Source organism: Burkholderia theae, from assembly GCF_048565265.1.
In the GTDB taxonomy this organism is placed as follows: Bacteria; Pseudomonadota; Gammaproteobacteria; order Burkholderiales; family Burkholderiaceae; genus Burkholderia; species Burkholderia theae.
Map to the genome: position 1 here is coordinate 325231 of NZ_CP183463.1, position 12041 is coordinate 337271.

At 59.2% G+C, this 12041-nt stretch carries 14 protein-coding genes; 8 read left to right on the plus strand and 6 right to left on the minus strand.

Annotated elements, in window-relative coordinates; genetic code table 11:
* Positions 1-79: 79 nt before the first annotated feature.
* Positions 80-688, minus strand: a complete 609-nt coding sequence (locus ACN22W_RS34260; RefSeq protein ID WP_419690489.1) for a cupin domain-containing protein — start codon at positions 686-688, stop codon at positions 80-82.
* Positions 689-1124: 436 nt separating this feature from the next.
* A complete protein-coding gene (locus tag ACN22W_RS34265; protein ID WP_419690490.1) occupies positions 1125-1439 on the minus strand; it encodes a hypothetical protein in 315 nt (104 codons plus the stop codon).
* Positions 1440-1640: 201 nt separating this feature from the next.
* Between ACN22W_RS34265 and ACN22W_RS34270 the strand changes: the two genes are divergently transcribed.
* The 7 genes from ACN22W_RS34270 to ACN22W_RS34300 all read left to right on the plus strand — a co-directional run bounded on the left by ACN22W_RS34270 (position 1641) and on the right by ACN22W_RS34300 (position 7232).
* Positions 1641-1856 (plus strand): hypothetical protein, encoded by a 216-nt coding sequence (locus ACN22W_RS34270; RefSeq protein WP_419690491.1) that lies wholly within the window; start codon positions 1641-1643, stop codon positions 1854-1856.
* 368 nt (positions 1857-2224) lie between these two features.
* Positions 2225-3250, plus strand: a complete 1026-nt coding sequence (gene pstS / locus ACN22W_RS34275; RefSeq protein WP_419690492.1) for a phosphate ABC transporter substrate-binding protein PstS — start codon at positions 2225-2227, stop codon at positions 3248-3250.
* A gap of 307 nt (positions 3251-3557) precedes the next feature.
* The gene (locus ACN22W_RS34280) at positions 3558-4403 is read left to right on the plus strand and encodes a GNAT family N-acetyltransferase (RefSeq protein ID WP_419690493.1); all 846 of its coding nucleotides are present in this window, start codon (positions 3558-3560) and stop codon (positions 4401-4403) included.
* A 139-nt stretch (positions 4404-4542) separates the two neighbouring features.
* Positions 4543-4899 (plus strand): STAS/SEC14 domain-containing protein, encoded by a 357-nt coding sequence (locus ACN22W_RS34285; protein ID WP_129518265.1) that lies wholly within the window; start codon positions 4543-4545, stop codon positions 4897-4899.
* 311 nt (positions 4900-5210) lie between these two features.
* Positions 5211-5804 carry a sigma-70 family RNA polymerase sigma factor gene (locus tag ACN22W_RS34290; RefSeq protein WP_419690494.1) on the plus strand — a complete coding sequence of 198 codons (594 nt, stop codon included), beginning with the start codon at positions 5211-5213 and terminating at the stop codon, positions 5802-5804.
* On the plus strand, positions 5801-6523 hold the full coding sequence (locus ACN22W_RS34295; protein ID WP_419690495.1) for an anti-sigma factor: 723 nt from the start codon (positions 5801-5803) through the stop codon (positions 6521-6523). Before ACN22W_RS34290 ends, ACN22W_RS34295 begins: the two co-directional genes overlap by 4 nt.
* Before the next feature lie 124 nt (positions 6524-6647).
* The gene (locus ACN22W_RS34300; RefSeq protein ID WP_419690496.1) at positions 6648-7232 is read left to right on the plus strand and encodes a fasciclin domain-containing protein; all 585 of its coding nucleotides are present in this window, start codon (positions 6648-6650) and stop codon (positions 7230-7232) included.
* Between the two features lie 197 nt (positions 7233-7429).
* On the opposite strand, the gene ACN22W_RS34305 is transcribed toward ACN22W_RS34300, so the two are convergent.
* The 4 genes from ACN22W_RS34305 to ACN22W_RS34320 form a co-directional block, all read right to left on the minus strand.
* Positions 7430-7666, minus strand: a complete 237-nt coding sequence (locus ACN22W_RS34305; RefSeq protein WP_419690497.1) for a hypothetical protein — start codon at positions 7664-7666, stop codon at positions 7430-7432.
* Positions 7600-7947 (minus strand): hypothetical protein, encoded by a 348-nt coding sequence (locus tag ACN22W_RS34310; RefSeq protein WP_419690777.1) that lies wholly within the window; start codon positions 7945-7947, stop codon positions 7600-7602. Before ACN22W_RS34310 ends, ACN22W_RS34305 begins: the two co-directional genes overlap by 67 nt.
* 471 nt (positions 7948-8418) lie before the next feature.
* Complete coding sequence (locus ACN22W_RS34315; RefSeq protein ID WP_419690498.1) at positions 8419-9861, minus strand: hypothetical protein; 1443 nt, start codon at positions 9859-9861, stop codon at positions 8419-8421.
* A 769-nt stretch (positions 9862-10630) separates the two neighbouring features.
* Positions 10631-11434, minus strand: coding sequence for a hypothetical protein (locus ACN22W_RS34320; protein WP_419690499.1), 804 nt, complete (start codon positions 11432-11434; stop codon positions 10631-10633).
* A 293-nt stretch (positions 11435-11727) separates the two neighbouring features.
* On the opposite strand from ACN22W_RS34320, the gene ACN22W_RS34325 reads away from it, so the two are divergent.
* Complete coding sequence (locus tag ACN22W_RS34325) at positions 11728-12000, plus strand: hypothetical protein (RefSeq protein ID WP_419690500.1); 273 nt, start codon at positions 11728-11730, stop codon at positions 11998-12000.
* The last annotated feature ends 41 nt before the right edge of the window (positions 12001-12041 follow it).

Genomic DNA, 12041 nt, shown 5'->3' on the forward strand with positions numbered 1-12041 from the left:
GGCGGGACTGCCGCCGCCGCCCGCCAAAGTCACTTTCCGTTCCGCAGACCCAAGATTCGCGAACGCAACGCCTACGCCTTCAATCTTCTGAAGCAGCTCCCGATGAGTTTGCGGAAGCGAGCAATGATTGCGCGAGGTCCAGCACCTTCGGCCGGTCCAATTCGCCATCCATATAGGGCGCCTCGGCCAGCCGGCCGACGGTTTTCAGGCTGCGGACCATGACCTTGCCACTATCCGGGTAGGTACAGACCTCGTGCGGATCGTTCATTCCGACCGCAAGGTACACAAGGTCCTCGTCGAACGGATTGGCCAGCTGGTGACCGACGCCGGTGCCCGCGGGGCACGAGATGCAGTCGCCCGTCCGGATTTCCTGCACGGTATCGCCGTAGCGGAAGACCCCTCGGCCGGACAGCACGAAGAACACCTCGTCCTCTCTTGCGTGCGTGTGAAAAGGAAAGGCCGTTCTGCCCGGTGGTATCCGCAACAGGTTCGCCCCGAGACGACCCGGCCTGGCATCAAGGGCCGGCGTCAGGGGCTTCCGTGCGCTTCCCCAATGATCGCCCCCGATGCGCTCGACTTCGTTGACGTCGCCAACGTTGACGACAAGCGATGGCATCGCCGCAGGCTGAGACTCTTGCTCCATTTCTTCTCCGTCGTTGATTATGTGTTTCGAAACGATGGGATCCACTATTTTTCCGTGACCGCGTTCGCTCGAATGACCGCAATCATCGCCCTCACTGAGGCTCGCACGATTTTCCGGGCTGCGTTGTTGGGGCGGGACACGACGGCTTTCCTGCCGTGATGAAGGAGTACGTCCAGTGTAGGACGCTGCATGGCCAGATTCTGTCACCATTGAAACGGCGGACAATGGTGTCACCGACATGACTGCCCGCCCACGCGTTGCCGATCGGCACCGGGGGAGTCAACGAATTTGCCGGATCGCGGAAAGCGAAAGCCCATCGTCGCGGGCGGTTCGTTCCACGCAGGCAGCAACGCTCGAAACGCTTGGCCGGGTCGCGAAAGTGATTGGCGATGCGGACAAGGATCGTGCCGTTACGCGCGAACGAACCGTCATCCTGCACGCGGTCTTCAAGCCGCGAGGCTCGTCGACCGCTCGACGGCACTCATCGTGTCACTGCCCGGGCATCGTGCCCGGCCCACGTCTTGCCCGTTCTGACGAAATCGGAAATCTTCAAGGGGACAGTATCCGCCTTGGCACTTGAGCGCGTCTTCCGGGCGGCGCCCAGGATCGGCGTCAAGTGCTCATAAAAGCACTCGAGTTGTCGCGCATCGGTCGCCAACCGCTCGAGATCGAGCGCCTTCTCAAGCACCGTCCGCGCGATATGAAAGCGCTGAAGCCCGCGCCCCACGCGAACCTGAAAGACTACACCATCACTGTTATGCGGCACCCCTGCCCACACAAGCGAACCGCTTTCCATGATGCCTCCGAAAAATCACAATCGTCACATCAATATGCCAGTAAGCTCTCACGGTGCATATGGTGTTTCAAAATTATGACGCTTGGCGGCTCGATATTTTTACCGCAACGCGCATGTTGCGACGCAGCAAAAATGCCCGTAGACTGAGTTCGCACCTTCGATGTAGTTGCCCGCAGTCGCTCGATGACGGGAGAGCACGCCATGACGACTTCTTCATCAGCACCGAGCCAGGCGCCCCCCGCCCTCCACGTATTCGAACAGGATGGAGGCTGGCACTGGGGCATCACGGTTCCTCGCTCAATGGGAAGTGGCTTCAAGCTGATCGCATTCAGCGAGCACATCTTTACCGCCGAAGACACGGCCCAACGCGACGGCGATCGCGCGTTGGCCTCGATCGTGGCAAGCGACGGGAACTGACCCGGGCGGTTCGGGCAGTTGCACGCTCCTTGAGTTTTCGCATCCAGATGCAATACTCCTATCACCCTTCGACGCGGGACCGCTCGAAGGTCACTGTCGCGGTCAACCGACAGTCATTGCCGAACGACAGCCGGCACATCCAGCTCGACACATCAGACTTCCAGATCAGAACCAGCGTGCGGGCGACGCATGGATCCTTGCGTGTTGCCTGAGCCGGCAATCCTGGGCGCCCATGTCGAATGGTCTGCCGGCGACAGCGTTGCAAGCGGTTGCAAGCGACTACAACGACATCGCCGCACGTCGTGAAGTAGTCACAAGCGGGCAGTAGCGTGTAGACCAGCATGCCGACCGAAGACAGGAGGTGTTACATGAACATCCGGATCCTGGTTCCCTGCACCCTGGCCCTTGTTGCCGTCGCTGCTCACGCTGCCGATATCACCGGCGCGGGCAGCACGTTTGCCGCGCCGATCTACACAAAGTGGGCCGATGCGTACAAGAAATCGGGCGGCGGCAAGGTCAACTATCAAGGCATCGGTTCGTCGGGTGGTCTGAAACAGATCAACGCGAAGACGATCGATTTTGCCGGTTCGGACGCGCCGCTGAAGGATAACGAACTCGCGAAGCAAGGCCTGTTCCAGTTCCCGACGGTGGTCGGCGGCGTGGTGCCGGTCGTCAACGTGCCGGGCATGAAGCCAGGCACGCTGACGCTGTCGGGCCCGGTGCTCGGCGACATCTACCTCGGCAAGATCAAGAAGTGGAACGATCCGGCGATCGCCGCGCTGAATCCGAAGGTCAAGCTGCCGGATACCGACATCGCGGTCGTTCGTCGTGCTGATGGCTCCGGCACGAGCTTCATCTGGACGAACTACCTGTCGAAGGTCAATGGCGAGTGGAAGTCGAAGATCGGCGAAGGCACGACGGTCAACTGGCCGACGGGCACCGGCGGCAAGGGCAACGACGGTGTCGCGGCGTTCGTGCAGCGCCTGCCGGGTGCGATTGGCTACGTCGAATGGGCGTACGCAAAGAAGAACAACATGGTCTACACCGCGCTGAAGAACTCGACGGGCTCCGTGGTCGAGCCAAAGACGGAAACGTTCAAGGCCGCTGCTGCCGGCGCGAACTGGTCGAAATCGTTCTACCAGATCCTGACGGACGAGCCGGGCAAGGACGCATGGCCCGTCGTCGGCGCGACGTTCGTGCTGCTGTACGCGAAGCAGGACAAGCCGGATCAGGGCAAGGAAACGCTGAAGTTCTTCGACTGGGCGTTCAAGAACGGCAACCAGGCCGCCACGGAGCTCGACTACATCTCGCTTCCCGATCCGGTCGTGTCCGAGATCCGCAAGCAATGGAAGGCGAAAATCAAGGACGCCTCCGGTAAAGCGCTGGCGGACTGAGTGCGTCGGGCGGGACGCGATATCGACCGCATACGTCCGTTGGCGAAGCGGGAGCGTCCCTTCAAAAATCGTTCCAAAACGGCCGTTATGACCAGCAGCGGTCGGTCGTGCTCGCCTGAAACCGACCGAAACGCGAACCGCCCGGTTGCGCGTCGAGATCCCTGCAAATTTCGTCGGGCAGCCGTCGCGTTGAGCATGCCTGCACGGTCTATTCTGTCAGTTGACAGGTGTCCGCTTGCCGGCGCCTGTTCGATGCATTTTCCGTAACACGAAGCGGCAATATTTAGCGCCGCGACCGGGACGAACCATGGATCAAGGCGGAGACTTTGTCGTGCGCACCATGTCGGCCGACGAGGTGGCGATGTCGGTCGAATGGGCGGCAGCCGAAGGGTGGAACCCCGGCCTGCATGACCCGCACTGTTTCAGGGAAGCGGACCCGGCCGGTTTCTTCGTCGGCCTCTGGCGCGGCGAACCGGTCGCGTGCCTCGCCGCTGTCGCCTATGACGATCGCTTTGGCTTCATCGGTCTCTATATCGTGAAATCCGGGTTTCGCGGCCAAGGTTTCGGCATGCGAATCTGGCAGCACGGCATGCGCTACCTGGGAAATCGCAACATCGGTCTCGACGGCGTCGTCGCGCAACAGGCGAACTACAGGAAGTCCGGGTTCCGGCTCGCGTACCGCAACATCCGCTACCAGGGGCGCGTGGACGGCATCGGGTGCGCGCATGTGACGGCAGCGGCCGACGTGCCGTTCGCGCAGTTGCTTGCCTACGATCGCCCGTGTTTTCCGGCGGCACGCGAGCGTTTCGTCTCCGCGTGGATCACGCAGCCGGATGCCGTTGCGCTCGCAACAGTCGACGCCGGCCGCGTCGCCGGATACGGTGTCGTGCGCCGCTGCAAGGCGGGCTGCAAGATCGGCCCGCTCTTCGCAGACGACGCAGGTGTCGCCACCGGGCTGTTTCGCGCGCTGGCGGCGCGCATGCCCGGCGAGGTCATCGTGCTCGACGTACCGGAAACGAACCCTGCAGCCGTCGCGCTGGCGGAACGGCACGGCATGACGAGCGTCTTCGAAACCGCGCGGATGTACACGCAAGACGCACCCGCGATCGCGATCGATCGCGTATTCGGGGTGACGTCGTTCGAGCTGGGGTGATGGCGCGAACACGTCGGCCTGCCCTGCCCGGTGCCAACCGGGCGACAGGGAAAGGGGTAGCATGAAGCAATCATCGAACGCCAGGCGCATCCACGCCGCGCCTGATTGTGTGACGTCTCCCTAGTCAGGAGGTCTTGCCATGATCCTCTATCACACCGAGCCCGATTCCCCTGTCGTCGAAATTTCCGTCGAAGGCAAAATCACCGACCACGATCTGCGCGAAGCCATCGAGCGCATGCGTGGTGATCTCGAACAGAACGGCAAGACCCGCGTGCTCGAACGCATCGAGCATTTCACCGGCATCGAGCCGAAGGCGTTGTGGACCGATATCACGCTCGGCGTGCCGCTGGCGCGCAAGGTCACGCGCGCCGCCGTGGTCGCCGATGCAGGATGGATCCATGCGGCAATGCATCTGGCGCGGTTCTTTACGAAGGCCGAAGTCAAGGCGTTCCACGTCAACGAGCTGGAGCAGGCGCGCGACTGGATCAAAGCCTGAGCGCCGCACCGGCTGGCGATCCGACCGGCGGTCGATCGATCGGTCGGATTCGTCGAATTTATCTCGTGTTGAACGTCCGTGACAGCAACCAGGCCATGGCCATATCACCGTTCAAGCTCCCACCCCCGAGATTTTTTTCGACGCGAGTGCATCCGGATACTCGCCTGGAACGTAACTGAATTGGCAGACTCGGAGATCGCGGGATCGGGGGTACGATGGCAGCTATCGACATTCGCTCTCGCGTCCCGCTTCGTCACGCGTCAGATGCCGCCCCAAATTCTTCAAACCACCCGGTGGAGAATTCAGTGCACATGAGAAGCAACCTGGCTTCCGATAGCGAGCGGTCGATCGGCGAATCCGAAAACCGTCGACGTGAAGAACTCAACCAGCTTCTTCTCGACGCGGGCGCCGGCGATCAAAACGCTTTCAGCACGCTCTACCGGCGCACCTCCGCGAAACTGTTCGGGGTGTGCGTGACGATGCTGCGGGATCGCGGCGAAGCCGAGGAGGTCTTGCAAGAGGTCTATGTCACGGTCTGGCATCGGGCCGCGACGTTCGATCCGACACTGGCCAGCGCGATCACCTGGCTTGGGGCCATTGCGCGCAATCGGGCGATCGACCGCCTTCGTCGTCACCGGGAAGTCCACGTCGATGAGTCGACGATGGAAGAAGCGGTCGACGAACAGCCATCGCCCGCCACTGCGGCTGAAAACAGCGAGGAACGGCGGCGGCTGGAGCACTGCCTGGAAATACTGCCCGCCACGCAGCGTAGCGTGGTACGAGAGGCATTCTTTGCGGGCGCAACGTATGCGGAACTGGCGGAGCGCCTTCGTGTTCCGCTCGGTACGTTGAAAAGCTGGATTCGGCGCAGTTTGCTCCAACTTAAAGCGTGTCTCGAGCGATGAACACCCCACTTTCCAGCCCGAACGACATCCGTTGTGCCGAATACGTATTAGGCGTGCTCGACGGGTCGGAGCGCAGGCGGATCGAACAAGCGATGCAGCGCGATCCTCAACTCGCCGCCAGCGTGGCGCGTTGGCAAAACCACCTGCTGCCGCTGATCGACGACATCGTCGGGATCGAGCCGCCGCCGCACGTGTGGGTCCGCATCCAGGCCGACCTCGGATTCGCGCCCGCCAATCCGCGTCGCCCGCGCGTCAGCTTCTGGAACAACCTGGAGGGCTGGCGCTGGATCGGCATCGGTTCGAGCATCGCTGCGATCGCGCTCGCTGTCCTGTCGGTTCTGCCAATTCGCCCGTCTACCACCGCAGGGCCCACACATGACGTCTACAAGGTCGCAAGCCTCGTACGCGACGGAGGCACCGCCGGCTGGACCGTGACCGTCGATGTGGAGCACGCGCGCATGGTGATTGTGCCGGCAAGCGATACGCCCATCGCGGCCGACCGTTCCACCGAACTGTGGCTGATCGCGCCGGGCGGACGACCGGCTTCCCTCGGCCTGATCGCCGCGGATCGGCCGACTGTCGTGCCGATACCGCGCACGGCGCTCGTCTCGCTGAACGCCAGCGCGATACTGGCCGTGTCGCTTGAACCGCGCGGCGGATCGCCGACCGGGCAGCCGACCGGACCGGTGCTGGCGAAGGGTGCCGTCGGCGGCGCATGAACTTGCCCCACGGTCCGCTCATCGCCGCTTGAAATTCGGCAGTCCCGCATGCATCCGTTGCCGCGTTCGTCTCGTATCTTCGGTAGCTTCCAGCCGGAAGCATCGATCTTTCGGGAGAACCCAGATGGAATCCTGCAGAAAATTGAAAGTGGTCGGCACGATGCTCACCCTCGCGATCGCGCTGGGCGTCACCACGCAGGCCACGACGGCGGGTTCGATGTCCACGGACAAAACCGTGGAGGTGGGCGGCGCTGCAATGTATCCGTCGAAGAACATCGTCGAGAACGCGGTGAACTCCAACGATCACACGACGCTGGTCGCGGCCGTGAAGGCCGGCGGGCTGGTCGATACCTTGTCGAGCAAGGGGCCGTTCACGGTCTTCGCACCGACCAACGAGGCTTTCGCCGCCTTGCCGCCCGGCACGGTGCAGACGTTACTGAAGCCGGAAAACAAGGCGACGCTGGTCAAGGTGCTCACGTATCACGTCGTACCCGGACGCCTCACCGCACATGACCTGGCCATGGCGGTCGATCAGGGCGGCGGCAAGGCGACGTTGAAGACGGTCGAGGGCGATCCGCTGATCGTCAGCCGCGATGCAAAGGGGTGGGCCATCACCGACGACAAGGGGGATGTCGCGCATGTGACGATCGGCGACGTCATGCAGTCGAATGGTGTGATTCATGTGGTCGACACGGTACTGCTGCCGTGACACGCAGGCTTGGTTCGGGGGCGGATTTGATATGCAGGAAATCTGTTCGTTATCCTGCATAGTGCTCCGTTCCCGAGATAAGTTTTCCTTACCACTCTATTCGCTGGTTGAGTTCATCAAGGTATGGCGAGAGACGGGGGACGTCTCTATCGTCGCTACGACTGCCTAAATCTGGAGCGCAAGCGTGTCATTGCAGTTTACGATCCAGAGAAAGATCCATCCAAGGCAGCCTCTTTCTCGTATAGCGACCAGACGCGTCCGTCGAGTTTCAGTTCTGCGCGGGAGAAACCCAGCGACTCGTAGTAAGCACATAGCTTCGTGTTCTGCACCGCGCAATCGAGTCGAACCAAGCGCCGATTCAGGTCGCTCACCTTGGCCGCGCACCAATCAAGCATGAAGCCGCCGAGACCAGATCCGTTAAAGCCTTTTCGCACGCAAAGCCCGTGACATAACCGGCAATCGGTTCTTGCGGCCCCCAATGGTTTTCGTCGTTCAGGTCAAATGTGAATGTTCCTGCCAGCGTGCCGTCCAGTTCAACGACGTACACCTCCTTTCGAGAGACACGGTCTCGCACCCACGCCTCGGAAAAACCGTCCCCTTCTTTACCCCAGGCGTAATCGCCGCAGGCTACCTTCTTCGCATGGGCGTCGTTCCGAATCTGCGTAAGCGCAGCTACGTCCGCAAGCGTTGCACGGCGAATGCTTTTCGAGGCCATCGTTTATGTTTCGTTTTGGGCGTCTGGATGGGCAAAGAGCGAAAGTTAGCAACGGATCCTTACGTTACCCCGACCAACCGTTGGATTGTCAACGACTGCTGTTGAAGCGCTTAATGACTTGCATTCGATAGCGCCGTTGAGACGACCGAAAGACCAACTTCGCGCGGCCGTTGGTAAGCTCGAGCACGTAAACAACTTTTTCCGGTCACATGAGCACGCAACCCATCGGCACGCCTGCCAAACACACTCCAATCAGTCAGCATTATCTGTGCGATTCACATCAACATGTCGAGCCGACAAACCACATGAAAATTTGAGGCTACTCGGTTCAGCGGTCTTCGAATCCTTGCGCTCGTTCCCAAGCGTTCAATGATCATCCAGCTTACACCTGGCTCAACTTGCACTGCTTCTCACGCGCCCTTATGCGGGCGCGTCTGGATCACGTTATGACGATATGTATCGTTGTCATTTCTAGAAGTACAACGTTTCCGTAAGCAATCTGACCAAGATTGTCGATATTATTCCGTTATGGAAGCCGGACGTATTATCCCCCCCCTCTTCGAAATCTATGAGACTTTTGTCGGATCTGACATTCCACACGCCGCGATTTAGCACCTTGGCAGGCAAGGTACCGTCTTCTACACCCACACAAACCGTATAATCGGTTTTTATTTTTTGACTCCTGCTAGAGTCGTTTCGAGTCGGGAATGCCATCAATAGTCTTCTATTAACCTGCCTATACCAATCAGGCTCCCAAACCGACGGCTCTTTTGACTCTGAAAAAAGCACGCTATTTTTCATGCAATTTGAAATCTGCGGATCTCCACCATCTACGTAACGAGCCTGATCGATCACCTCCCTCAAATACGGCTTATAGTGCCCGACCGCCTTATTTTTAGCAGCACTGTCTTTGTTGCAAACTTCCACCAGCCCAACGGAGTGGGCAAGTGAATAGACACTGTTTGTCGCCTTATCATCCTCACTGGTAATATTAATCCATCTTGGGCGCGGGGTATCGGGATTCCGACCGCCTTCCCCCAAGACTCCATCGTAGCAATCTGCTCCTACAGCTGGATTGATTGTCACCACTAGGGTATTGGATCCAAGAGGCTGGGGATTCCCATTATCCAGATCCGGCATAAACATTGACGTCAACATTCGGCCACCCAGAGAATGACCGATTACCATCATTCGGCTATCATTACTTTGAAGGCGTGCTGTATTCGCAACATCCATCAGATTTTTCTTAAGAACTCCTCGACGTCCGATGGTGTCTGCGGCCACGGAACGACTACTGATCGATAAATATTGCGGAATCAAAGATTTGTACTTTTCCCCTCGCCAGCCTATGTAGATACCTAGCACCCTCGGCATTGCAATTTTTTTATCGAGCGCCATTCTTTTCAGGGTGTCAACTTCGCGCGCCATCAGCAACGGAAACTTGATCGCGTTATTCCGAGGGTTGCCGTTTGAAGTGTCCGCGTTATGGTGCCAACCGTGGACGTACACCAGGATAAAGAGCGGCCCAGGTTCCTTGCGAATCCAGTCCAGCACGGCCGTCATTTGCAATGGATCTTGCTGTTCCCCGCCATCTTTGTACTCAAGCCACGCTTGGGTGTAAGAGATCTTTAAAATTGATGCAGACGTAGGTGAGCATTGATAGTCGTCGATCAGTGCCTGCGGGCCTTTGAGTGGCGGATTATTGCTGGTCAGGCATGCATGCCAACCTGTGTCCTGAATGCCAATCTCGTCGCGGAGATATACTGCCCGCTCCACGTCTTCAGTCGAGCATTTTCCAGATTTCCCCGCGCAGACCGGATGATACGGTACATCAGCAATTGTGCTGCAACCTTGCATTGATGTCAGGAAAAAGACAGCGAATATAAAGATTATGGACCGCATCATTTTGGGCACCCCGTTTTACGTTATTTATGCACCCACATGCTGAATTTCCACGAAATACCTGACGCCGCCACACCTCAGTGAAATGACGCGTAGCTTCCGTAAGAACGAACGTCGACTCAAGTCGCTTTACCTGAAAGCAAAGTTTGTCTCGGCAAATTCCGTGGTACCGGATGCGGAGATCGCATTCCGGGCGGCACGTCAATTCCAGCCAATCGAAACATTGAGACCGCACGCGATAGGTCTATATGCCCCCTCACTCCTTTCCGTGCGCCTGCTGAAATGAGCAACGCTCGCTACATAGTAGACGTCCAAATGCCGGTTGTCAGGGAGAGCATGAATGCTCGAATGTATTTGTACTTGCTCTGATTAACGTCGCTTGTCGGCCGAACGTCGCCACGCTGTGTCGCATTGCTTCAGAAGAGTAGGTCACGCCCTGCCTTACCCCCTTTCGCGACGATCTCCGCTGAATCTTCAGCGAGTGATAGGCTCGAAGCCGCTGCACTATCGCACCTCCGCCCCGACCACCCATCCGCCCCCGACGAGCCCCCGCATGCCCCTCGCCCCCTCCGCCTTCACCCCAGCAGGATCCTTTTCGGGATAAGAAGCGACAGAAACCGACGTTCGAACTGGCACGCCAAGGGACCGTTCCGGGCCGGCCGCGGGCTTTGTGTCATTGAGGCAACCGCCCGCGCCAACTCCGTCGCAAAGCAACTGTCAGTGCCCAAAAGGTCACTGACAACTCAGCCACGGCCGACGGTCTGCTTTCCGTCGACTTCGGTCAGGGCTTCACGTCCCCTTGCCTGGCGCCCAGGGTCGCAGCAATGCGGCCTTGTGCAGCGACAAGTTGATCATCCGTGGTCGCCACCAGCCACAGACGTGTCTGCTCCTCGATCTGGCGGTTGTGGTCCTTCAACGGACCCATCGTGGCAGCGGCCTTCCAGACCACTGGGGCGATTCGGCTTTTCCTGCCCGACGGCGCGCCGACCAGCAGGCAGTAAGGCCCCAGCGGAAGCGATACGAACGGCAGTGCCGGACTGGCGCGCACGCGCCAGTCGATGAAGGGCGTGTCGCCGATAAGCAGCGGCACGGGCAAGCCGTGCAGCACACTGAAGTCGTACAGCGCCAGTTGCTCCCGCATGCCGACGTAAATACGCCGGATATCGGCGACAACCGCTGCGCGGATCTCGTCATCGAACATCGGCTCCTGCGCGTAGCGAGCCAATGCCTCTCGAGCCTCCCGTTGATATGCGCTGCACAGGCCGATCTCCACGCAATCCTGGACGGCGCGCTGAACATCCGCTACAGAACCGGCTTCCTCCGGCTTACCCAACTGAGCTGCCCGCAAAAACCGGGCAAGTCCTGCGTCGTGGATCGCAGGACGATCCGCGGATGCATCGTCTTCAGCGCCGTTGCCAAGGGGCACGTAGACATACTCCTCGGCCGCGAAATGCGATTTCTTGCCGTCATCGAACTTGATTTCGCCATCAACGTAGTCCAGATAGCGAGTCCCGATTCGACCATGCTCCCAAACCCAGTTTTTCAGGAGCGGACGGAGTGGATGCAGCCTGTCTTGATCGGTCATTGAATCCTCCAAGCGGACCAGTATAGTTCCAAGTTGTCGATTGTTCCGCGGAGGACACGACGATCGATCAAATCAATGGATCAGCCCTTTTCAATCAGTGGTGCGGCGCCCAGCGAGCTCGGCAGCGATCGGCACGACAGGCGACACTCCCAATGATGCAGCAGTACCTGCGCCTGATCTGACAAGGCCTGATGCATATACCTACGCCAAGACCTACGTCGATGCTTTTCGGAGTCGATCGACTCCAGCTGAAAGCGGACCGAGGTCCACAACAACGAAAGGGGAAATCCTTGTTGGTCCAGATCACCGAATTTCGGCGTTTGCAGGATGGCGGACGGCGCTATCTCGACGACACTTGTTCTATCCAAGAACTAAACGGCTTGGCTTCACAGTGTCTTGAAGCGTGCAAGTTCTGGCACGGTCACCCGGAGTTGATTCGTGCCACCCAAGAATGGATAGCCATGATAGACCGACGCTGGAATGAATCGCGGCACCTCATGGACGCCGTTGACGAGAACACTTTTCGCGACTGGTTGCGGGATCAATTGGTCAATGTGGAACACTAGACCGTAACATCCACTCTCGACAGCCGGTCGCTGCCGCTGGC